Origin of the sequence: Sphingobium sp. Ant17 (assembly GCF_000588875.1) — a bacterium.
Classification (GTDB): domain Bacteria; phylum Pseudomonadota; class Alphaproteobacteria; order Sphingomonadales; family Sphingomonadaceae; genus Sphingobium.
In genome coordinates, this window is record NZ_JEMV01000008.1 from 41,186 (window position 1) to 63,016 (window position 21,831).

The 21,831-nt window shown below is 61.7% G+C and carries 15 protein-coding genes and 3 pseudogenes; 10 read left to right on the plus strand and 8 right to left on the minus strand.

The features are described from left to right. Nucleotides 1–4: 4 nt before the first annotated feature. A complete protein-coding gene (gene ychF, locus BF95_RS05540) occupies nt 5–1,105 on the minus strand; it encodes a redox-regulated ATPase YchF (RefSeq protein ID WP_043150000.1) in 1,101 nt (366 codons plus the stop codon). 140 nt (nt 1,106–1,245) lie between these two features. Here ychF and BF95_RS05545 point away from each other — a divergent pair, with 140 nt between their 5' ends. Continuing rightward, on the plus strand, nt 1,246–1,686 hold the full coding sequence (locus BF95_RS05545) for a DUF983 domain-containing protein (protein ID WP_043150002.1): 441 nt from the start codon (nt 1,246–1,248) through the stop codon (nt 1,684–1,686). 9 nt (nt 1,687–1,695) lie between these two features. On the opposite strand, the gene BF95_RS05550 is transcribed toward BF95_RS05545, so the two are convergent. After that, entirely contained in the window at nt 1,696–3,126 is a 1,431-nt protein-coding gene (locus BF95_RS05550; RefSeq protein WP_043149896.1) for a helix-turn-helix domain-containing protein, read from the minus strand. A gap of 279 nt (nt 3,127–3,405) precedes the next feature. Between BF95_RS05550 and BF95_RS05555 the strand changes: the two genes are divergently transcribed. From BF95_RS05555 to BF95_RS05575, 5 genes and pseudogenes are all read left to right on the plus strand, one after another. Then, nucleotides 3,406–4,938 carry an acyl-CoA carboxylase subunit beta gene (locus BF95_RS05555; protein ID WP_043149897.1) on the plus strand — a complete coding sequence of 511 codons (1,533 nt, stop codon included), beginning with the start codon at nt 3,406–3,408 and terminating at the stop codon, nt 4,936–4,938. A gap of 114 nt (nt 4,939–5,052) precedes the next feature. Further along, nucleotides 5,053–5,489: pseudogene (mce, locus tag BF95_RS05560) on the plus strand (methylmalonyl-CoA epimerase). 189 nt (nt 5,490–5,678) lie between these two features. Continuing rightward, a pseudogene (gene scpA, locus BF95_RS05565) lies at nt 5,679–7,824 on the plus strand (methylmalonyl-CoA mutase). Between the two features lie 124 nt (nt 7,825–7,948). Next, on the plus strand, nt 7,949–8,962 hold the full coding sequence (gene bioB, locus BF95_RS05570; protein WP_043149900.1) for a biotin synthase BioB: 1,014 nt from the start codon (nt 7,949–7,951) through the stop codon (nt 8,960–8,962). Nucleotides 8,963–9,304: 342 nt separating this feature from the next. Next, nucleotides 9,305–11,305, plus strand: a complete 2,001-nt coding sequence (locus BF95_RS05575) for an acetyl-CoA carboxylase biotin carboxylase subunit (protein ID WP_043149903.1) — start codon at nt 9,305–9,307, stop codon at nt 11,303–11,305. A 113-nt stretch (nt 11,306–11,418) separates the two neighbouring features. Here the strand turns inward: BF95_RS05575 and BF95_RS26140 are convergent. The 3 genes and pseudogenes from BF95_RS26140 to BF95_RS05595 all read right to left on the minus strand — a co-directional run bounded on the left by BF95_RS26140 (nt 11,419) and on the right by BF95_RS05595 (nt 14,910). After that, nucleotides 11,419–12,502 (minus strand): annotated as a pseudogene (locus BF95_RS26140) (IS630 family transposase). Nucleotides 12,503–12,600: 98 nt separating this feature from the next. Further along, on the minus strand, nt 12,601–13,773 hold the full coding sequence (locus BF95_RS05590; RefSeq protein ID WP_043149907.1) for an acetyl-CoA C-acetyltransferase: 1,173 nt from the start codon (nt 13,771–13,773) through the stop codon (nt 12,601–12,603). A 48-nt stretch (nt 13,774–13,821) separates the two neighbouring features. Next, nucleotides 13,822–14,910: an alpha/beta fold hydrolase gene (locus BF95_RS05595; protein ID WP_235209577.1), complete on the minus strand. Its 1,089-nt coding sequence runs from the start codon at nt 14,908–14,910 to the stop codon at nt 13,822–13,824. On the opposite strand from BF95_RS05595, the gene phaR reads away from it, so the two are divergent. The 3 genes from phaR (at nt 14,909) to proS (ending at nt 17,470) form a co-directional block, all read left to right on the plus strand. Further along, on the plus strand, nt 14,909–15,490 hold the full coding sequence (gene phaR / locus BF95_RS05600; protein ID WP_043149909.1) for a polyhydroxyalkanoate synthesis repressor PhaR: 582 nt from the start codon (nt 14,909–14,911) through the stop codon (nt 15,488–15,490). The two genes, BF95_RS05595 and phaR, sit on opposite strands and share 2 nt — an antisense overlap. Nucleotides 15,491–15,511: 21 nt before the next feature. After that, nucleotides 15,512–15,853, plus strand: coding sequence for a hypothetical protein (locus BF95_RS05605; protein WP_043149910.1), 342 nt, complete (start codon nt 15,512–15,514; stop codon nt 15,851–15,853). A 90-nt stretch (nt 15,854–15,943) separates the two neighbouring features. Beyond that, entirely contained in the window at nt 15,944–17,470 is a 1,527-nt protein-coding gene (gene proS / locus BF95_RS05610) for a proline--tRNA ligase (RefSeq protein WP_043149912.1), read from the plus strand. Nucleotides 17,471–17,479: 9 nt separating this feature from the next. Here proS and BF95_RS05615 read toward each other — a convergent pair whose 3' ends face one another. The 3 genes from BF95_RS05615 to BF95_RS05625 are packed head-to-tail and all read right to left on the minus strand — an operon-like array spanning nt 17,480 to nt 20,811. Next, on the minus strand, nt 17,480–17,869 hold the full coding sequence (locus BF95_RS05615; protein WP_043149914.1) for a nuclear transport factor 2 family protein: 390 nt from the start codon (nt 17,867–17,869) through the stop codon (nt 17,480–17,482). A gap of 51 nt (nt 17,870–17,920) precedes the next feature. Continuing rightward, nucleotides 17,921–20,224: a putative bifunctional diguanylate cyclase/phosphodiesterase gene (locus BF95_RS05620; RefSeq protein ID WP_235209578.1), complete on the minus strand. Its 2,304-nt coding sequence runs from the start codon at nt 20,222–20,224 to the stop codon at nt 17,921–17,923. Next, entirely contained in the window at nt 20,221–20,811 is a 591-nt protein-coding gene (locus BF95_RS05625) for a cupredoxin domain-containing protein (protein ID WP_235209579.1), read from the minus strand. The genes BF95_RS05620 and BF95_RS05625 overlap by 4 nt, the downstream gene beginning before the upstream one ends. A gap of 146 nt (nt 20,812–20,957) precedes the next feature. Between BF95_RS05625 and BF95_RS05630 the strand changes: the two genes are divergently transcribed. Beyond that, nucleotides 20,958–21,830: a DUF3034 family protein gene (locus BF95_RS05630; protein ID WP_043149919.1), complete on the plus strand. Its 873-nt coding sequence runs from the start codon at nt 20,958–20,960 to the stop codon at nt 21,828–21,830. The last annotated feature ends 1 nt before the right edge of the window (nt 21,831 follow it).

Genomic DNA, 21,831 nt, shown 5'->3' on the forward strand with positions numbered 1-21,831 from the left:
AAGGTCAGACGTTGAAGCGGAACAGCATGATGTCGCCATCCTGCGTGACATAGTCCTTGCCTTCCGACCGCCATTTGCCCGCTTCCTTGGCCCCGGCTTCGCCCTTAAACTGGACATAATCGTCAAAGGCCATGGTTTCGGCGCGGATGAAGCCCTTTTCGAAATCGGTATGGATCGCGCCCGCCGCCTGCGGGGCCTTCGATCCGCGCGCCACGGTCCAGGCGCGCGCTTCCTTCGGGCCAACGGTGAAGAAGGTGATGAGGCCGAGCAGTTCATAGCCCGCCCGGATGATGCGCGCGAGACCCGCTTCGGCGAGGCCCAGAGCTTCGAGATATTCGGCCCGTTCCTCGACCGGCATGGTGACGAGTTCGGCTTCGATGGCGGCGGACACGATCACGGCCTTGGCATTTTCTGCCGCCGCTTTTTCGAACACGCGCGCCGAATGGGCGTTGCCGCTCGACGCGCTGTCTTCCTCGACATTGCAGACATAGAGAACGGGCTTGGCGGTCAGCAATTGCGCCTGCGCGAACAGCCGCGCTTCTTCTTCGTCGCGTGGCACCGTCAGGCGTGCGGGCTTGCCATCGCGCAGCAGGTCTAGCGCCTGACCCAGAACGGCAGCGGCCGCCTTGGCTTCCTTGTCGCCCTGCGCACCCTTTTTCAACAGGTTGGGGACGCGCTTTTCCAGGCTTTCGAGGTCGGCCAGCATCAATTCCGTCTCGACCGTCTCGGCATCGGCGATCGGATCGACTTTGTTTTCGACATGGGTGATGTCGTCGTCCTCGAAGCAGCGCAGCACATGGACGATCGCGTCGGTCTCGCGGATATTCGCCAGGAACTGGTTGCCCAGCCCTTCGCCCTTGGACGCGCCACGCACCAGACCCGCAATGTCTACGAACGCCAGCTGCGTTTCGATGATCTTGGCCGATCCGCCGATCTTCGCGATCGTCTCCAAGCGTGGGTCAGGCACCGCGACACGCCCCTCGTTCGGCTCGATCGTGCAGAAGGGATAATTCGCCGCCTGCGCCGCCTGCGTCTCGGTCAGTGCATTGAACAGGGTGGACTTGCCCACATTGGGAAGGCCGACGATACCACAACGAAAACCCATTTGACTGCCTTTGAAGATCGGAAGGATTGCGCGCGCGATAGCGCCTTGTGCGCCCCTTGGCCAGTGGCCCGCAAAGCGGTAGGACAAAAGGGCCAATTGCAATGCGCTTCGCACGCGCCACATGGAGCGTCATGACAGACATGCAAAGCCAGGCCCATTGGGTTGACGAGACCGGCCGCCAATGGCCCAAGCGCCCGGCGCATGAGACGGGCGCATTCGGCCGTTGTCCTCGTTGTGGCGAGGGACATATCTTCAACGGCTTCCTGACCATGCGCGAGCATTGCGAAGTCTGTGGCCTTAACTACAGCTTTGCGGACCCTGCCGACGGCCCGGCCGTGTTCGTGCAATTATTCGCCTGCGTGCCCGGCGTCATCTTCATCATCATGCTCGAAATCATGGCGCGGCCGGGCGTGTGGGTGCATCTGGCCGTTGGCGTGCCGGTGCTGATCCTGACCACCATTTTACCTATGCGCCCGATCAAGGGCTGGCTGGTCGCCGCCCAGTTCACGATGAAGGCGCAGGAAGCGGGTACGGCGGGCTTGTGGGCCAAATTGCACGACGGCCAGGGGACCAAGCCCTAACGCTATCATTCAGCCAATCCAGTAGGGCACGATCTGCCGATTGTCCGGGTCGACATGGATCGGCCGATCGGCGGGCGGAAAGGCGCGCTGGTCGCAGCTTTGGCGCGAACAGAGGCGACAGGTGATGCCGATCGGCGTCGCTGCGCCCTCGACGTCCAGTTGCAGGCCATCGGCATAGACGAAGTTCGCCGCATGGGCCGTCTCGCACCCCAGCACCACGGCAAAGCGGCGCGGCGTCCGGCTATAGCTGCCCGATGGCTTTACCAGCCCCTTGGCCATGGAGACGTACCGCACGCCATCGGGCGTTTCGCCCAGTTGCACGTTGATCCGGTCAGGAATCGCCACTGCCTCATGCACGTTCCACAAGGGGCAGGCCCCGCCAAACCGCGCGAATTGCAAGCGGGTGGCGCTGTGCCGTTTGGTGATGTTGCCCGCCATGTCGACCCGGCAGAAAAAGAAAGGGATGCCGCGCAGCCCCGGCCGCTGGAGCGTCGAAAGCCGATGGCAGGCCTGCTCGAAGCTGACGCCGAAGGTGCGGGCGAGCCGGTCTATATCGTGGCGCATCGTGCGGGCAGCCTCGCGGAAAGCGGCATAGGGCATGAGCAGCGCGCCCGCCGCATAATTGCCAAGGCCTATGGCCAGCAGCCGGTCTGCCCCAGTCACGGGCAATCCTGCCTTGCTCACAACATCGGCGATCACGGCCTGACCCTCCAGCATCATGAGCTGGTGTGCCAGCATGAATTTGCGGCTCTCGGTCGGCAGCGCCGCATTGACGAACAGCCGCTTGGTGCTGCTGGTATAGGATCGCAGCGCGCTGTCGGGCGTATCCGCGATCAGCGTTTCGATGCCATGCCGCCGTGCCAGTGCTTCAACCAGCATGCCTTCGTCCAGAGCTCCCTTCTCCAGAATATGCCCGGCGGTGAAGCTGGCGGCCATATCCTCTGCCAGGCAATCGATGCTGTGGACATAATTGCCCGCTTCATGAAACCAGTCGCGCGCCGCTTCCCACGGCAGCCTCGCCTGCACCGTGCTGTCGTTGGCGATCGCTTCTTCGATCATGTTGATGCGCTCGTTGGCCCGCAGATGCGCGTTATAGAGGTCGAGATAGCGCGCCGCAAACTCCGGGAATTGAAGATGCAATTTCTCGATCCGCTCCGGCTCCAGCGCGACGCCGGGCAGTTCGGGATGGCTGAGCGCGAAGGTGAAGGCGCCCAGCATCTGCTCATCCTCCCGCGCGTCGAAACTGGCCCAGTCGGTCGGAAAGGCATTGGCCAGCGCCGCCTTGACCTTGGCCGTCAGCGGCCGGTCGTCATTTTCCATCTGGGATAGGTAAGACACGGAGATGCCCAGCGCTTGCGCCATCGTTGCCTGATCCATGCGATGGTCGAGGCGCAACTGGCGCAGCCGTGGTCCTGCAAAGATACGATTGCCGCGTGCCATATTGGAGTTCCCTATGCCCACCCTGCACCGTTCGCCCTGAGTAGGGACTTAGCGAAGTCGAAGGCCCGTATCGAAGGGATCGCACTGCACTGGCTGTCCTTCGATACGCCGCTTCGACAAGCTCAGCGGCTACTCGGGACGAACGGAGGTTTTGATATGCCCATTCCTAATTTGCGAAGTCGTGATTTGCAAATTAGCAAATTTACATTTGCGAAAAATCGCAAAGCTTGGGACAGAGCCGCTATAAGCCGTCCGCGCACTGACCGGAGAGATATGCCTATGTCGAAGCTCGCCATTATCGAACAGCTTGAAGCCAAGCGCGAAGGCGCGCGCATGGGCGGGGGGCAGCGACGCATCGATGCCCAGCATGGCAAAGGCAAGCTGACCGCGCGCGAGCGGATCGAGGTGTTGCTGGACGAGGATAGTTTTGAAGAGCTCGACATGTATGTCGAGCATAATTGCGTCGATTTCGGCATGGATGAAGCGCATATCCCCGGCGATGGCGTGGTCACCGGATCGGGCACGATCAACGGTCGGCTGGTGTTCGTGTTCAGTCAGGACTTCACCGTCTATGGCGGCGCGGTGTCCGAACGGCACGCGATGAAAATCTGCAAGATCATGGACATGGCGCTGAAGGTCGGCGCTCCTGTCATCGGCCTGAACGATAGCGGCGGTGCGCGGATTCAGGAGGGCGTGGCGTCGCTCGCCGGTTATGCCGAGATTTTCCAGCGCAATGTGCTGGCGTCGGGTGTGGTGCCGCAGATCAGCGTGATCATGGGGCCGTGCGCGGGCGGCGCGGTCTATTCGCCTGCCATGACCGACTTCATCTTCATGGTGAAGGATAGCAGTTTCATGTTCGTGACCGGCCCGGACGTGGTCAAGACGGTGACGAACGAGGTCGTGACCCAGGAAGAACTGGGCGGCGCGGTGACGCATACGACCAAGTCGGGCGTCGCGGACGTGGCGTTCGAGAATGATATCGAGGCGCTGCTGGCAGTGCGTGATTTCGTGGACTTCCTGCCCGCGTCGAACAAGGAGCCGGCGCCGGAGCGGCCGAGCGCGGACCCGTGGGACCGGATCGAGCCGAGCCTCGACACGCTGATCCCGGCCAACGCGAACCAGCCCTATGATATGCACGAACTCATCCGCAAGATCGTGGACGAAGGCGATTTCTTCGAGGTGCAACCATCGCACGCAGGTAACATCCTCTGCGGTTTTGGCCGGGTCGAGGGGCGGACGATTGGCATCGTCGCCAACCAGCCCTTCGTGCTGGCGGGCGTGCTGGACATCAACTCGTCCAAGAAAGCCGGGCGCTTCGTGCGTTTCTGCGATGCGTTCGAGATACCGATCGTGACGTTGGTTGACGTGCCGGGCTTCCTGCCGGGGACCGCGCAGGAGCATAACGGCATCATCAAACATGGCGCGAAACTGCTGTTCGCCTATGCCGAAGCGACCGTGCCCAAGATCACCATCATCACCCGCAAGGCCTATGGCGGCGCCTATGACGTGATGGCGTCCAAGCATCTGCGCGGCGATTTGAACTACGCCTGGCCGACGGCGGAGATCGCGGTGATGGGAGCCAAGGGGGCGGTGGAAATCATCTTCCGCGGGCGTACGGCGGACGAGATTGCCGAACGGACAGCGGAATATGAAGCGCGCTTCGCTAACCCGTTTGTGGCCGCGTCAAAGGGCTTCATCGACGAGGTGATCCAGCCGCATTCGACGCGCAAGCGGATCGCGCTGGGCCTGCGGAAACTGCGCAACAAGGCGCTGGAGAATCCGTGGAAGAAGCATGACAATATTCCGCTTTAACTAAGGCCCGTCATCCCCGCGAAGGCGGGGAGCCATCTCCGGGCATCGCGCCTTAGGATGGTGTGGGAGATGGGTTCCCGCTTTCACGGGAATGACGAAGTTTAGGAACGCATGATGAAACTCGGTCGTCTCAACCATATCGGCGTCGCTACGCCCAGCTCGAAAAGAGCATCGCTTATTATCGCGATGTCATGGGCGCGACGAATATCCACGCGCCGTTCGACCTGCCTGCGCAGGGCGTGAAGGTGTGTTTTGTCGATACACCGGGCGAGAATGGCACGGTGGGGACGCAGATCGAGTTGATCGAGCCGTTCGATGAAAGCTCGCCGATCACCGCCTTCATCGCCAAGAACCCGGCCGGGGGGCAGCATCATATGTGCTATGAAGTGGCCGATATTCACGAAGCGAAGACGTGGTTTGAAGGCTTGGGGAAGCGGGTGCTGGGCGAGCCGCGGATTGGCGCGCATGGGACGTTGATCTTCTTCGTGCATCCCAAGGATATGAACGGGGTGCTGACCGAGATTATGGAGACGCCGAAGGGCGGGCACTAGGCATGAAAACCTCCCCCCGGCGGGGGGAGGCAGCGAGACTTGGGGCTGCGCAGCAGATCCTTAGTGGCAGCGGAGAGGGGGTACGACGCCCGATGGGTCGAACACCCTCTCCAACTTCGGCTAGTCAGACAAGCTGACAAGCCTTCGTATCCTCCCCCTTAAGGGGGAGGGAGCAGGGTAGATTGAACGATGACCGACAAGCCGACGCTGGACGACTGGGCCGCCGCTGCCGCCAAGGAAGTGAAGGGCAAGGATTTGACCTGGGCGACCCCGGAAGGGATTGCGGTCAAGCCGCTCTACACGGCGCAGGACGTGACCGTCGATCCGGGCTTGCCGGGCTTTGCGCCGTTCACGCGGGGCGTGCGGGCGTCCATGTATGCCGGGCGGCCCTGGACTATTCGTCAATATGCGGGCTTCTCCACCGCCGAAGAATCCAACGCCTTCTACCGCCGTAACCTCGCCGCCGGGCAGAAGGGGCTGTCGGTCGCATTCGATCTCGCCACCCATCGCGGCTATGACAGCGACCATCCGCGCGTAACCGGCGATGTCGGCAAGGCAGGGGTCGCGATCGACACGATCGAGGATATGAAGATCCTGTTCGACGGCATTCCGCTCGACCAGATGTCGGTCAGCATGACGATGAACGGGGCGGTGATCCCGATCCTTGCCTTCTTCATCGTTGCGGGCGAGGAGCAGGGCGTCGACCGCAAATTGCTCGACGGGACCATCCAGAACGACATCCTTAAGGAGTTCATGGTCCGCAACACCTATATCTACCCGCCCGAACCCTCGATGCGGATCATCAGCGACATTTTCGGTTACACCTCGCGCGAGATGCCTAAGTTCAACAGCATCTCCATTTCCGGCTATCATATGCAGGAAGCCGGTGCGACGCAGGTACAGGAACTGGCCTTCACCATCGCTGATGGCATGGAATATGTGAAATATGGCGTCGCTTCAGGGCTGGACATCGACAAGTTCGCCGGACGCCTGAGCTTCTTCTTCGCCATCGGCATGAATTTCTTCATGGAGATCGCCAAGCTGCGTGCGGCGCGGGTGCTGTGGCACCGGGCGATGACCGAGCTGGGTGCCAAGGATGAGCGCTCCAAGATGCTGCGCACGCATTGCCAGACCAGCGGCGTGTCGCTGACCGAGCAAGACCCCTATAACAATGTCATGCGCACCACGATCGAGGCGATGGCCGCGATGCTGGGCGGCACGCAATCGCTGCATACCAATGCGCTGGACGAAGCCATCGCGCTACCCACCGATTTCTCCGCCCGCATCGCGCGCAATACGCAGATCGTGATCCAGGAAGAAACGGGGATGACCAAGGTGGTCGATCCGCTGGGTGGCTCCTATTATGTCGAGGCGCTGACGCAGCAACTGGTCGATGAAGCCTGGGCGATCATCGAAAAGGTGCAGGCTGATGGCGGCATGGCAAAGGCCGTTGCGGCAGGCTGGCCCAAGGCGATGATCGAGACGGCGGCGGCAGCGCGGCAGGCGCGGGTCGATCGCGGCGATGACGTCATTGTCGGCGTTAATAAATACCGTTTGGCGACCGAGGATTTCCTCGAAACGCTCGACATCGACAATGCCAAGGTGCGCGAAGGCCAGATCGCTCGCATCAACCGGGTGAAGGCGGAGCGCGACAGCGCAAAATGCGAAGCCGCCTTGCAAGCGTTGCGCGACGGTGCGGCGAAGCCTCCAGTCTCGACAATAATCTTCTCGCCCTTGCCGTAGAAGCGGCCCGCGCCCGCGCGACACTGGGCGAAATTTCCTCCGCCATGGAGGAAAGTTTCGATCGCTACGGCACCCAGCCGACGCCGGTAAAGGGCGTCTACAGCGCGCCTTATGCGGGTGACAGCCGCTGGCAACAGGTTCTTGACGGCGTGCAGGCCGTCGAGCGGCGCCTCGGTCGCAAACCCAAACTCCTCGTCGCCAAGATGGGGCAGGATGGGCACGACCGGGGCGCAACGTGATCGCGTCGGCATTTGGCGACATGGGCTTCGACGTGGTGTCGGGACCGCTGTTCCAGACGCCCGAAGAAACCGTGGTGCTGGCGCTGGAAAGCGACGTCGATGTGGTGGGCGCGTCGTCGCTGGCGGCGGGTCACAAGACGCTGATCCCCGACCTCATCGCCAAACTGCGCGAAGCGGGCCGCAACGACATCAAGGTCATTGCAGGCGGGGTCATCCCGCCGCAGGATTACGACTTCCTCCGTGACGCGGGCGTTCAGGGCATTTATGGACCCGGCTCCAATGTCGTGGAATGCGCCGCCGACGTGCTGCGCCTCCTCGGCCACAACATGCCCCCGGTGGAGGATGCCGCATAATGATGACTTTAAATCCGTTCGTCCTGAGCCTGTCGAAGGACCAGCCTGAGCTTGTCGAAGGCTACATGCTTCGCTCCGCTCAGCGGACGGCTTCGACTTCGCTCAGCCTGAACGGAGTTGGGCAATGAACGCCGTGACAACCGCCCGCACCGACTGGACCCGCGCCGAAATAGCGGCGCTGTTTGACCTGCCGTTCGCCGACCTGATGTTCGAAGCGCAGTCGATCCATCGCGCTAATTTCCCGCGCAACGAAGTGCAACTTTCCACTCTGTTGTCGATCAAGACCGGCGGCTGCCCGGAGGATTGCGGCTATTGCAACCAGTCGGCTTCGGCGGAAAGCGGTCTCAAGGCCGAAAAGCTGATGAGCGTGCAGGCGGTGATGCAAGCCGCGGCGCAGGCCAAGGACGCGGGCAGCTCGCGCTTTTGCATGGGCGCGGCGTGGCGCAATCCCAAGGAGCGGGACATGCCCGCTATCGTCCAGATGGTGCAGGGCGTGCGCCAGATGGGCATGGAAACCTGCATGACGCTGGGGATGCTCAGCGAAAGCCAGGCCAAGGTTCTGGCCGATGCGGGCCTCGATTATTACAACCATAATATCGACACCTCGCCCGAACATTATGAGAAGGTGATCACCACCCGGACCTTTGATGACCGGCTCGAAACGCTGGAGAATGTCCGCAATTCGGGGATCAATGTCTGCTCCGGCGGGATCGTCGGCATGGGTGAGACGCGGGAGGATCGCGTCGGCTTCCTGCACGCGCTGGCCGTGCTGCCGACCCATCCGCAGAGCGTGCCGATCAACGCGCTGGTGCCAGTCAAGGGTACGGTGCTGGGCAATATGCTGGCCGACACACCGCTCGCCAAGATCGACGAGATCGAGTTCGTGCGCACCGTTGCGGTGGCGCGGATCGTGATGCCGGAGAGCATGGTGCGGCTAAGCGCTGGGCGCGAAAGCATGTCGGATGCTTGCCAGGCTTTGTGTTTCATGGCGGGCGCGAACAGCATCTTCACCGGCGACAAGCTGCTGACGACGGCGAATGCGGGCGACAATGCCGATGCGGCGCTGTTCGCGAAGCTGGGCGTGGTGCCGATGCAGGCCGAGGTGAATGTCGCGATGGAGGCTGTGGCAGCGGAATGATTTGCGCGCCCACCTCCGTCACCCCGGACTTGATTCGGGGTCCCGCTGTTCTTCTGGCGTTGCGCAAGAAGAAAGCGGGATGCCGGATCAAGTCCGGCATGACGGTTGAATGTAAGGAGGCGGTCAATTGACGGCTTGGCTGATGATCGTTCTGTTGATGATCGTGTTTACCGGCCTTGGTTGGATAATGTTGCAGTCGGGCATGTTCATGCACGGCGATTAAGAAATATACCCGTTCGCCCTGAGCTTTTCAAAGGGCTGCTTGTCTTTTCGAGACGAAGAACGGGTCTTCGACAGGCTCAGCCCGAACGCTGATAGGATAGGACTGGGACAGGGAATAATATGGCAATCACCAAAATCCTGATCGCGAACCGTGGCGAAATTGCGTGTCGTGTTATGCGCACGGCCAAGAAGATGGGTATCAAGACCGTCGCGGTCTATTCCGATGCTGATGCGCGCGCGCTGCATGTGCTGATGGCGGACGAGGCGGTGCATATCGGCCCGTCCCCCGCCGCCCAATCCTATCTGATCGCCGACAAGATCATCGCAGCGTGCAAGCAGACCGGCGCAGACGCGGTCCACCCCGGCTACGGCTTCCTCTCCGAACGCGAGAGCTTCCGTAAGGCGCTGGACGCGGAAGGCATCATCTTCGTCGGCCCGCCCGCCAATGCCATCGCCGCGATGGGCGACAAGATCGAGTCCAAGAAGCTCGCGCTGGAAGCGGGCGTCAATGTCGTACCGGGCTTCGTCGGCGTCATTGACGACACAGACCATGCCGTCAAAATCTCGAACGAGATCGGCTATCCGGTGATGATGAAGGCATCGGCGGGCGGCGGCGGCAAGGGGATGCGCCTCGCTTATAATGAACAGGATGTCCGCGAAGGCTTTGAAGCGACCAAGCGCGAAGGCCTGGCCAGCTTCGGCGACGATCGCGTCTTCATCGAGAAGTTCATCGAAAGCCCGCGCCATATCGAAATCCAGATATTGGGCGATCAGCACGGCAATATCGTTTACCTCAATGAACGCGAATGTTCGATCCAACGCCGCCACCAGAAGGTGGTCGAGGAAGCGCCGTCGCCCTTCGTCACGCCCAAGATGCGCAAGGCGATGGGCGAGCAGTGTGTCGCGCTCGCCCGCGCGGTCGGCTATTTCAGCGCCGGGACCGTCGAACTGATCGTCAGCGGTGCGGACACGACCGGGGAGGGCTTCTACTTCCTCGAAATGAACACCCGGTTGCAGGTCGAACATCCCGTGACCGAGGAAATCACCGGCATCGATCTGGTCGAACAGATGATCCGCGTCGCCAATGGCGAGGCGCTGACCTTCACCCAGGATGACGTCAAGATTAACGGCTGGGCGATCGAGAACCGCGTCTATGCCGAAGACCCCTATCGCGGCTTCCTGCCATCGACCGGTCGGCTCGTTCGCTATAATCCGCCTGAAACCGGCACCGACGAAAGCGGCGCACTGATCCGCGTCGATGACGGCGTGGTCGAAGGCGGCGAAGTCTCGATGTTCTACGACCCGATGATCGCCAAGCTGATCACCTGGGCACCCACCCGTCTGGAAGCCATCGACAAGCAGATCGAAGCACTCGACAAATTCGAGATCGAGGGGCCGGGCCATAATATCGATTTCGTCTCCGCCCTGATGCAGCATGAGCGCTTCCGCTCCGGCAATATCACGACAGGCTTCATCGCGGAGGAATATCCCGACGGATTCCAGGGCGCGCCTGCATCGCCCGAATTGCTGCAGCGGCTCGCCGCGATCGGTGCCTTTGCCGCCATGGCCCAGGCCGACCGCGCCCGCCGCATAGACGGCCAGTTGGGCAAGCGCTTGCCGCCGCCGACAGGGTGGCAGGTCAAGATCGGCGACAGCGTCCATGATGTGGAAATCGACGGCGATGATGTCACCGTCGATGGGGAGGCGCTCGACATGGCGCTGGAATATACGCCCGGCGATCGTCTGATCGAAGCGGAGTTCGGCGACGAGGAGCTGGCGGTGAAGATCGCCCCGACCCGCGCTGGCTTCGTCCTGACAGCGCATGGCGCGAGTCACAAGCTGCGTATCCTGCCCGCCCATGCTGCACCCTATGCTGCGCACATGATCGAGAAGATCCCGCCAGACTTGTCGCGCTACCTGATCTGCCCGATGCCCGGCCTGCTGGTCGCGCTGCATGTGGGGGCGGGCGACAAGGTCGAGGCCGGTCAGCCGCTCGCCGTGATCGAAGCGATGAAGATGGAAAATATTCTGCGCGCGCAAAAGGCGGGCACGGTGAAAAGCGTTTCCGCTGCCCAAGGCGACAGCCTGGCGGTCGATGCGGTCATATTGGAGATGGAATAGCGCGCGGCCCCATGTCCTGGGGCTGTCGCTAAATCACATCTAGTAAAAAAAAGGGGCCGCCGCTCCGAGGGGAGCGGCGGCCCCTTTTTCAAACTTATACCAACCTGCATTGATCACGACCCACGTGCCCATTTGCGGCGTCCAATTGTCATGATGCGCCAGGGCTGATCGATCAGCCTGTTCCAGGCTTCGCAGCAAAGGTCGACGATGTTGTCGTGGGACGTGAAGATGCGGTTGGATAGCCAGTTATCGCGCATGAACTGCCAGATATTTTCGACCGGGTTGAGTTCAGGACATTTTGGCGGCASCGGAACGATGCTGATATTATCGGGTACTTCCAGCTTCCCGGTCATGTGCCATCCGGCTGATCCATCAGCAGCACGCCGTGGGCACCTGGTTCGATAGCGAGCGATATCTCCGCCAGGTGCAGCGACATGGTCTGGGTATTACAGAAGGGCAGGACCAAGCCAGCGCCCTTGCCAAGCTCAGGGCAGATAACGCCGGGCCGAAGGCGGGCGTAGCCCAACATGTAGGCTGATTTGGTCCTCTGATCCTTGGGCGCTGAAGGCCGGGTGCCGCGCCTGGCCCAGCGGCGGGTGATCTTGTTTTTCTGGCCGATACGGGCCTCGTCCTGGAACCATACCTCTATGGGCGTGTCGCGCGAGAGGGCGGCTTTAATCTTTGCCAGCTCGGCTGCAAAGCCCCCTTTTTGAAGTCCTCCATCGCATATTCGTTCTGGGCATGGTGACGTGGGCGTGCCGTCAATTTGACATAGCCCAGCTTTTTCAATTCTCGCCCTACGGTCGTTTCCGTCAGAGACACCCCAAATTCGTCATGAAGCCACCGCGCCAGGTCGATCAGCCGCCAACGCACAACTCCATGGATCGCTGGTATCGGTCCACTTTCAACGACCTCCGCGAGCGCTTGGCGCTGGATATCATTCAGCAAGGGCGGCTTGCCTGGGGCCTTGCCGTCAAGGAGRCCSGCTGGACCTCGGGCGTTGAACCGCAYCACCCAATCCCGCACGATCTGCAGGGTCACTCCGCCGATGCGCGCGGCATCGCTGCGGTTCGCGCCATCATAGATTTCCGCCAAAGCTAGCAGTCGGCGTCCCTGGTTCGCGCTCTTTGTCGTCCGCGCCAGTCGCCTCAAGCCCGCTGCATCAAAGTCGTCTCGCAATCCAATCGCTGCACCCATGACAATGCCCTCCAACCCGAAGACATAGATTCATAGTTTCGCCGCTTTGGGAATCCCCCACGTGAGTCAGCATCACGGACGGATGGTATTACGCCGCATCAGCGCTCGATGCACATCGCCACGCCCATGCCGCCACCGATGCACAGGGTCGCGAGACCCTTTTTCGCATCGCGCTTGGCCATTTCGTAAAGCAACGTCGTCAGCACCCGCGCGCCCGAAGCGCCGATCGGATGGCCGATGGCGATCGCGCCGCCATTGACGTTGACTTTCTCCGCATCCCAACCCAGTTCCTGGCCGACCGACAGCGCCTGCGCCGCAAAAGCCTCATTGGCTTCGATCAGGTCGAGATCGGCGACGGACCAGCCTGCCTTCTCCAGCGCCTTGCGGCTGGCCGGGGCCGGGCCGATGCCCATGATCGAGGGATCGACGCCGCAGGTCGCAAAACCGGCGATCCGGCCCAGGATGGTCGCGTCGCGCTTGGCGGCGGCATCAGCGGTCATCAGCACCAGCGCAGCAGCGCCATCATTGAGGCCGCTCGCATTGCCTGCGGTCACGCTGCCGTCCTTCTTGAAGGCCGGGCGCAGCGCCTGCATGCCTTCGATCGTTGCTCCCGCGCGGATATATTCGTCGGCATCGACGATCGTGTCGCCCTTGCGACCCTTGATCGTGATCGGCACGATTTCGTCGGCAAAGCGACCCGAAGCGCGCGCGGCTTCCGCCTTGTTCTGGCTGGCGACGGCGAAGGCGTCCTGCGCTTCCCGGCTGATCTGATATTTCTCCGCCAGGTTTTCGGCAGTGATGCCCATATGATAATTGTTGAAGGCATCGGTCAGGCCGTCGTGAATCATGGTGTCGATTAGGCTGACATTACCCATCTTGCTGCCGCCACGCAGATATTGCGCATGCGGGGCTAGCGACATGCTTTCCTGTCCACCCGCGACCATGATGTTCGCGTCGCCCGCGCGGATCGCCTGCGCCGCCAGCGCCACCGCGCGCAGGCCGGAACCGCACAACTGGTTGATGCCGATGGCGGTCCGCTCGACCGGGATGCCCGCATTGACGGCGGCCTGACGCGCCGGGTTCTGGCCCTGGCCTGCGCTCAGCACTTGGCCCAGGATAACTTCGTCCACTTCCTCCGGCGCGACACCGGCCTGCGCCAGGGCGGCGAGGATCGCCTGGCGACCCAGTTCATGCGCGGGAGTCGATCCGAAAGCGCCCATGAAGCTGCCGACGGCGGTGCGCTTCGCGGCTGTAATCACGATGTCTGACAAAGGCTGATCCTCTAATGACAGGGGTTGTTTTCGCCCGCGCCCATAGCATCATCCGCCATGGCTGGAAAGCCAATCGGACAGCGGATCCCACAGCAATGGGCGTGCCCGGCCGCCCACAACCATGCCGACATGGCCCAGTGCGAGGCTGCGTTGTTCGGCCAGATTAGGGGCGGCGGCGGCGGGCACGATGCGGTCGGTGGTCGAGCGGATCGAGAGGCTGGGGCAGGGCAGGGCTTTGGGATTGATCATCTGACCGCCTACCGACCATCGCCCTTCGCCGGTCGCATTGCCGGCATAAAGATCATCGAACAGGTCGCGGGCCGCCGCGAAAGTAAGCGGCGCGCCTTCATTGGCCCAATCCTCGACCGCCAGGAACGCGCGCGCCGCGTCCGACCCTTCCGCCATATCCGCGAAGGCCGCATATTTCTGAATGGTGCGCTTGGGATCCATCGCCCAGAAACCCGATTGCAGCACTTCCATCGGTACATAGCCCAAGCGCTCGCACATCGCTTTGGCATTCCGCCACAAAATGCCGATCTCTTGCCGGTCAGCATCTGCGAAGCCATCGAAAGCCCATGGCGAAGCGATCGCGACCACGGCCGTTACCTCCCGCAGCATTGCCGCAGCAATCGCCAACGTGCCGCCGAGGCAATAGCCGACCAGAATGGGCGGGCGCGGCAGGCTGGCGAGCAACGGTAGCAAACGTTCCGTCACATGCCCGTCCAGTCCCATCGCCGCATCGCCGCGCGTTGGCGCGCCCCAATCGACTAGATAGGCGTCATGCCCTGCTGCACAGATATGGCGCAGCATCGACCGGCTTTCCGACAGGTCCAGCACTTGGGGCGGATTGATCAGCGAGGGGATGAACACCACGGGCGCACGCCCATTTTCAACTCCATAGCGCAGCAATCGAGCGCTTCCCACGGCCGCCACGCAGTCGGGCGCGGGCGGGGTTGGAGGGCGCTGCGCCTCCTGATAGCGGCGCAGGCCTGTGAACGCGCGGCGGCGCAGTTCAGGATCACCCTCTGTCTCGCGCCATAAAATATTGAGAAAAAGGGGTAATGGCCGCGGGCCATGTTGCGGTGCGACATGGCCTTGTGCTACTGCGGTATAAGGTTCTGAGGGAGAGGTTTTCATGTCCAAATCTAAGGTGGTCAACGAATCCGATCCGGTGATTATCAAGAAGTACGCCAACCGGCGGCTCTATAATACCGAAACTTCCAGCTATATCACGCTCGACCTATTGTCGCAGATGACCCGCGAAGGGCGCGAGTTCACGGTGGTCGATGCCAAGTCGGGCGAGGACATCACCCATAATGTCCTGACCCAGATCATCATGGAAGAAGAGCAGCGTGGCACCAACATGCTGCCGGTCAACTTCCTGCGCCAGCTTATTTCCATGTATGGCGATTCCATGCAGTCGATGGTGCCGCAATATCTGGAATCCTCGATGGATGCCTTCCGCAAGAACCAGCAGCAATTTCAGGAAGCTATGAAGGGTGCCTTTGGCGGCGGCCCGCTGGCTGAGATCGCCAAGCGCAATCTGCAGATGTTTGAAGCGGCCGCCACTGCCTTTGGCAATGGCGTGCCGGGCATTCCGGGCGTTCCCGGTGCGACGCTCGCACCGACCGCGACCGACGGCAGCAAAGATGACGAGATTGCTGCGCTCAAGGCGCAACTGGCGGCGTTAAACGCGAAGATCGACAAGTTGAGCTGAACGAGAGGGTTGGACGGGACCATGGCGAAGGCGGATCGGTTGGAGCGGCTCGACGTTCGCCGCGAGGAACTGGAACTTGCCTATCGCGAGGCACTGATCGCCGCGCTTCAGACGACCGCCAGCGGCAAATGGGGCCTGTTCGATCATCAGAAGGACAAGGCGGCGCGGGCCAAGACGGCACCGATCGTGGCCGACCTTTGCGACACCGCCGACGAGATAGGCGATCTGCGCGCCACATTGGGGTTAGAGCCGTTCGCCCTACACCAGGATTTCATGGCTGCGCGTGGACCTGTATCGTCGGACGCCGTCGGCGAACCCAAACAGGCACGCGCCTGGCTTGATCGGCTGGGCGTCGCCGCCTGACTCTATCGCCATGCTCAGGGGTCGACAGGCGTAGCGCGCTTGCCCTATGGCGCGCCATTCCTTTCCGTTTCTAGCCTAAGGCCCGACCCCGTGAAGCACGCCCTTTCCGTCACCCGCGAACAGGATTTTTCCGCTTGGTATCAGGCCGTCATCACCGAGGCCGACCTGGCCGAGGAAAGCGGCGTGCGCGGCTGCATGGTCATCCGGCCATGGGGCTATGGCATCTGGGAACGCATCCAGAAATTGCTGGACGAACGGATCAAGGCGACGGGCCACGAAAATTGCTATTTTCCGCTGTTCATTCCGCTCTCCTATTTCGAGAAGGAAGCCGAGCATGTGGACGGCTTCGCCAAGGAAATGGCGGTCGTCACGCATCACCGGCTGATCCAGAAGGACGGCAAGCTGGTGCCCGATCCCGATGCAAAGCTGGAAGAGCCGCTGGTCGTGCGCCCTACGTCGGAAACGGTGATCGGTGCGGCGTTCAGCCGCTGGGTCCAGTCGTGGCGCGATTTGCCCGTGCTTATCAACCAGTGGGCCAATGTCGTGCGCTGGGAAATGCGCACCCGCATGTTCCTGCGCACCACCGAGTTTCTCTGGCAGGAGGGGCATACGGCGCACGCCAGCGTGGATGAGGCGCTGGAAGAAACGATGAAGATGCTCGAAGTCTATCGTAGCTTCGCCGAGGAATGCGTCGCCATGCCGGTGATCGCGGGTGAGAAGCCCGAAAATGAGCGTTTCCCCGGCGCGGTTGCCACCTATTCGATCGAAGCGATGATGCAGGATGGCAAGGCGCTTCAGGCCGGCACCTCGCATTTCCTGGGCACGACCTTTTCTGCGGCGCAGAATATCAAGTTTCAAAATGCCGAAGGGCAGCAGGAACTGGCCCAGACCACCAGCTGGGGCATGTCGACGCGGATGATCGGTGGCCTTATCATGGTCCATGGCGACGATGATGGACTGCGCGTGCCGCCGCGCGTCGCGCCCTATCAGATCGTTGTCGTGCCGATGCTGCGCGACAATGACGAAGATGCGGCCATCGTTGATTATTGCACCGATCTGGTCGGCCAGTTGAACGCGCTCGACCTCTTTCGTGAGCCGGTTCGTGCGTTGCTCGACAAGCGTCCGGCCAAGGCCGCGACCAAGCGCTGGGGCTGGGTCAAGAAGGGCGCGCCGATCGTCATCGAAGTGGGCGGGCGCGATGTGGCGGGCGGCAATGTCTCGGTCATTCGCCGCGATCGGCTCTATCGCGAAGATGGCAAGCTCGACAGCCAGATCGTGGCGAAGGGGGACTTCGTCGCCGGTGCCACCACCATGCTGGCCGACATTCAGCAAGCGTTGTTCGCCGATGCCAAGGGACGGCTCGACGGCAATATCGATCGCTCGATCAGTTCGTTGGACGCGCTCAAGGCCTATTTCGATGCCAGCGCCAAGCCGGGCTGGGCGCTGGTGCAGTGGAGCAAGCCAACCGGCGATGCGCTCGACAAGGTGGTGCAGTGGCTCAAGGGCGAGAAGCTGACGCTGCGCAACATACCGAGCGATGCGCAGGCAGCGGATGGCGCGTGCATCTTCACGGGCAACACGGCCGTCGAACGCGTGCTCGTCGGTCGCTCTTACTAAGCGGCCCCGTCAGGCGAGAGTGAGGTAAATCTCCGCCTCGATCAGCCAGTCTTCGCCGCTTTGCCGCCATTTGGCGGTATAGACCCCCGATGCCTTTAGTTCTCCGGTCGCGGCGAGAACGCCCTGCCAGTGGCCATGCTCCATCGCGATCGGCTCGACAGTCGATGCCGTAATGCTGTCCGGCGTTCGGGTGTAAACGAGGCGCTCTGCTGCTGCAAACTCGCGCCGCCACGCCAGCATCTGCGCCTTGCGACCCGCGAGAACGGCACTATCCGTCCCCGTCACAAGAATCGCGTCTCGTGCCAGCAGCATTTCGATCGTGCGCAGGTCGGTTTGCGCCAGCGCGCGGTTGAAGCTGGCACGGCGCAGGCGGATGGCGAGGTCGGGGGGCGTGGTCATTGGCGGCGTTCGTAGGTCTTGGCTTCAGCGGATGCAAATGGAAGCCGAACGTCAGGCCGCCATCCTGTCACCCGAAAGCTTTTCGAGTAGCGCCGCGACTTGGCCGGCCGGGATCGGCCGACTGAAGAAATAGCCCTGGATCTGATTGCACCCTTCGGCGCGCAATATCTCCAGTTGCTCGCTACTTTCCACACCTTCGGCTGTGGTTTCGATGCCCAGCGCGTCGGCCAGCGTGGTGATGGCGCGAATGATCGCGGTCGCGCCGTCATGCGCCAACAGATCGACGATGAAGCTGCGATCGATCTTCAACTTGTCGAAGGGGAAGCTGCGCAAATAGCTGAGCGACGAATAGCCCGTGCCGAAATCATCAAGCGCGATCCGCACCCCCAGCGCGCGCAGCGAATGGAGCGAGCCGAGCGTAGCTTCGACATTGTCGATGAACAGGCTTTCGGTGATTTCCAGTTCCAGCCGTTGCGGTGCCAGGCCCGACCGCGCCAGCGCCTGCAACACGATGCTGTTCAGCGTGGCACTGCGGAACTGCACCGGCGAGATATTGACGGCGATGCGGATGTCGTCGGCCCAGGTTGCAGCGATGCGGCAGGCTTCGTGCAACGCCCATTCGCCGATCGGGACGATGAGGCCGGTTTCCTCGGCCAGCGGGATGAACTGGACGGGCGATACCATGCCACGTTCGGGATGGTTCCAACGCAATAGCGCTTCGAACGCCGTCACGCGGTTCTGCGACAGGCCGAACAGGGGTTGGAAATACAGTTCCAGCTCGCCTTTGCGCAGCGCGTCATGCAGGTCGATTTCCATCGCCCGGCGTGTCTGTGCTTCAGCGTCCATCGCGCTTTCAAAGAAGCGATGGCTACCCTTGCCATCATCCTTGGCACGATGTAGCGCGAGGTCGGCATTTTTAAGCAATTCGGTCGCGTCCCGGCCATCTTGCGGCGCGAACACGATGCCGATGCTGGTGCCGGTGACGATTCGATGGCCGTTCACGTCGAACGGTTGCGCCAGTGCTTTGACCAGCGCGCGACCGATCTGATCGGCGTTGCCATTGCCATCGGGCATGATGATGGCAAACTCGTCTCCGCCCAGTCGCGCGACAAGGCCCTGCGGGCAGGTTTCACTCAGCCGCGCGGCGACCTCGCAAAGCAACGCATCGCCGGTCGGATGGCCCAGCGTGTCGTTCACCGACTTGAAATTGTCGAGGTCGAGGCAGAAGAGCGCAAAGTTCGCGTTGCCATGACGGCTCAGTGTCAGTGCAATCTGTTCGCGCAGCAAGGTTCGGTTGGGCAGGCCGGTCAGCGGATCGTGGAAGGCCATATGGGCAATCTGCCGTTCACGTTCTTCCACCGCGTTAACCATGCGATTGAAGCTGCGCGCCAGCCGGCCGATTTCGTCACGGGTCTGAACCGCCACTTGGGCATGCTGACCTGCGCTGACTTTCCGCGCGGCCGCCTCCAGCGCGACGATCGGGCGGGCGAGTCGGCGCGATGCGATGAAAGCACCAGTGATAGCCAGCACCGCGCCCAGCGCACCAAAGCCTAACAAGGCCCATAAAATAGGCGCATAGTCCCGCAACGCGCGCGTCAGGCTATATTCGAGCACCAATATTTGCGGCGCGGATTCGATCAGTGTCGGCACAGCGCGGGCTTGCATCAGGATGCGTTCGCCATTGCGTGCCATTTCCCTGACCGCTCCGGTGCCAATGTTTGAGCCGGCTTGCGGCAGGATGCGGGGACGAAGGTCGATGGAGGAAAGCCGGGCGATCTGCCTGAGGTCGGCTGGTCCCATCGTCCGCGCGAAGATCACCCATCCTGTGAGAACCGGTGCCCGGACCGGCGAGGCTGCAACCATATAGCTTTGCCCGCCCCACCGGGCGATACCCCGTTCCTGGCCCATGTCCAGTGCATCGAATAACTGGTTCTTCTCCATGGCTGACAAGCCCGGCACATGCCCCACAACCGTGCCATCTATGCTGACGAACAGCGCATGTTGTAAATCGAAGCGGCCCTTCAGGCTCTTGAGCGCCGATGTGATTGTCGGCGCATCGCTCGTGCCGACTGCTTCGCGAAACCCGAAGTCGCTTGCCAGCACGTTGCCGGCCTGGGCCATCTGACCAACCTGCATGGCAGCAATCCGGTCGAACAGGGCGCTGCCGACGGCCATCTCCCGCCGGATCGATTGTTCGGCATAATTCTCGATCGCCTTGCGCGTGCCATAAAGCGACAACATCGACACGCCCAGGAAGAGCACACCGTAGAAGAGGGTCATGCGCAGTGTCAGCGTCGATTGCAGTCGCCAGACGGATCGCCGCCATAGTCGCGTCATGGCATGAAGGCGGCTCACCGGGCGCTGCGCAGCGTCAACGGAACCGTCTTGCTGGCCGCACCGCTGCCCGGAATGGGGATGTTAAGCACCAGTTCGTTATCCTTGGTGCGCAGCAAAGGATGCCAGATCGTGACCTTCGCTGTGCCGGTCGCCATTCCCGCAATCCGCGCTGCGCCCGCCGCGTCGCTCTTGGTGGCGAAGGGGGTATCCACAACCTTGATGAATCCGGTCATCTGATCGTGGATATTGCACCCCAGCGCCACGGCACCTGCGGTCTTGAACGTATAACTGCGCGTCTCGTCCTGGCCGAATAATTTGATCTCGAACTTGGCGGGGCGCGAAAAGGAATAGACGTGATGGCGCACCTTATCCTTGTTGGGGAAGCGCACTGTCGCGCCGACGGGCACGACCAGCACATGGGGCACAAAGGCGACATTCTGCTGGATCATGGTGGTGGGCCAGGGAAAGCGGATGGGGCCTGTGGGGATGCCTCCGGCGGGCCGGACGGAAACGACGGCATCGCTCACCGGGCGCCCGGCCGCATCGACCAATTTGAGATTGAGGTCGCCAGCAAGGACTGGCGTGGCCGCACAGGACAACAGCATAAGCGCTAGGCGTGAAATAGGCATAGGCAGGCGTTTAGCGGTAAATATTGAACAATTGCTTATGACCAGACGAAAGGCGCATGCCGATACGCATGCCACTGATCACAGCAAATTTTTCTTAACCATCCTGGGCTAATGCGCGGATCATGATCCGCTTTCTTCTCACCGCCTCTGTGGCGCTTTTTGCTACCTTGTCCCTATCACCTATCGCGAGCGCCAGACCGCTTCGAAATGGCGGCAAGCTTCTGCTTACCAATGGCATCGCGTCGCTTGAAGGCGCGAGCGGGGGCGGTCTGACGCCTTGGGCCGTGATCGCGGGCAACGAAACGGACGAGGGCATCGGCCTGTCCGCCCATGGTACGATGGTCGAGGTCAAGGATTATGACTATTGGAGCGCGGGCATCGCGGTCGGCATTCGGGACCGACTGGAACTCAGCTATGCGCATCAAAATTTCAACACCAACGACATCGGCACCGTGCTCGGCTTGGGCAAGGACTATGCATTTTCGCAGGACATCATAGGGGCGAAGCTCCGGGTTGCGGGCGATCTCGTTTATGACCGGCTGCCCGCCATCGCGGTAGGGGCGCAATATAAGAAAAATGGGCAGGGCGCGATCGTCCGCGCGATTGGCGCGCAGGATGACGAAGGCGTCGATTATTACGCCTCGGTCAGCAAATTATTCCTATCGCGCTCGATCCTGCTGTCGGGCACCGCCCGATTGACCAAGGCGAATCAGATGGGTTTACTCGGCTTTGGCGGCGACAAGCAGGACAGCTACGGCCTGCAATTCGAAGGATCAGCGGCATGGCAATTGTCGCGCCGCGTCGCGATCGGCGGCGAATTTCGCAGCAAGCCCGACAATCTGGGCATTGCGAGAGAGGATGACTGGTTCGACCTGTTTGCGGCGGTTGCGGTGCATCGCAACCTGACAGCTACGGTCGCCTATGCCGATCTCGGGTCGATCGCCACCGTCAAGGGCCAGCGCGGCGTACTCGTATCGCTTCAGGCTGCTTTCTAAG

What these genes read in the sequence shown, in the direction of transcription:
- ychF (WP_043150000.1), bottom strand. Translation starts at nt 1,105, where the DNA reads ATGGGTTTTCGTTGTGGTATCGTCGGCCTTCCCAATGTGGGCAAGTCC.
- BF95_RS05545 (WP_043150002.1), top strand. Translation starts at nt 1,246, where the DNA reads ATGCAAAGCCAGGCCCATTGGGTTGACGAGACCGGCCGCCAATGGCCC.
- BF95_RS05550 (WP_043149896.1), bottom strand. Translation starts at nt 3,126, where the DNA reads ATGGCACGCGGCAATCGTATCTTTGCAGGACCACGGCTGCGCCAGTTG.
- BF95_RS05555 (WP_043149897.1), top strand. Translation starts at nt 3,406, where the DNA reads ATGTCGAAGCTCGCCATTATCGAACAGCTTGAAGCCAAGCGCGAAGGC.
- bioB (WP_043149900.1), top strand. Translation starts at nt 7,949, where the DNA reads ATGAACGCCGTGACAACCGCCCGCACCGACTGGACCCGCGCCGAAATA.
- BF95_RS05575 (WP_043149903.1), top strand. Translation starts at nt 9,305, where the DNA reads ATGGCAATCACCAAAATCCTGATCGCGAACCGTGGCGAAATTGCGTGT.
- phaR (WP_043149909.1), top strand. Translation starts at nt 14,909, where the DNA reads ATGTCCAAATCTAAGGTGGTCAACGAATCCGATCCGGTGATTATCAAG.
- BF95_RS05595 (WP_235209577.1), bottom strand. Translation starts at nt 14,910, where the DNA reads ATGAAAACCTCTCCCTCAGAACCTTATACCGCAGTAGCACAAGGCCAT.
- BF95_RS05605 (WP_043149910.1), top strand. Translation starts at nt 15,512, where the DNA reads ATGGCGAAGGCGGATCGGTTGGAGCGGCTCGACGTTCGCCGCGAGGAA.
- BF95_RS05615 (WP_043149914.1), bottom strand. Translation starts at nt 17,869, where the DNA reads ATGACCACGCCCCCCGACCTCGCCATCCGCCTGCGCCGTGCCAGCTTC.
- BF95_RS05625 (WP_235209579.1), bottom strand. Translation starts at nt 20,811, where the DNA reads ATGCTGTTGTCCTGTGCGGCCACGCCAGTCCTTGCTGGCGACCTCAAT.
- BF95_RS05630 (WP_043149919.1), top strand. Translation starts at nt 20,958, where the DNA reads ATGATCCGCTTTCTTCTCACCGCCTCTGTGGCGCTTTTTGCTACCTTG.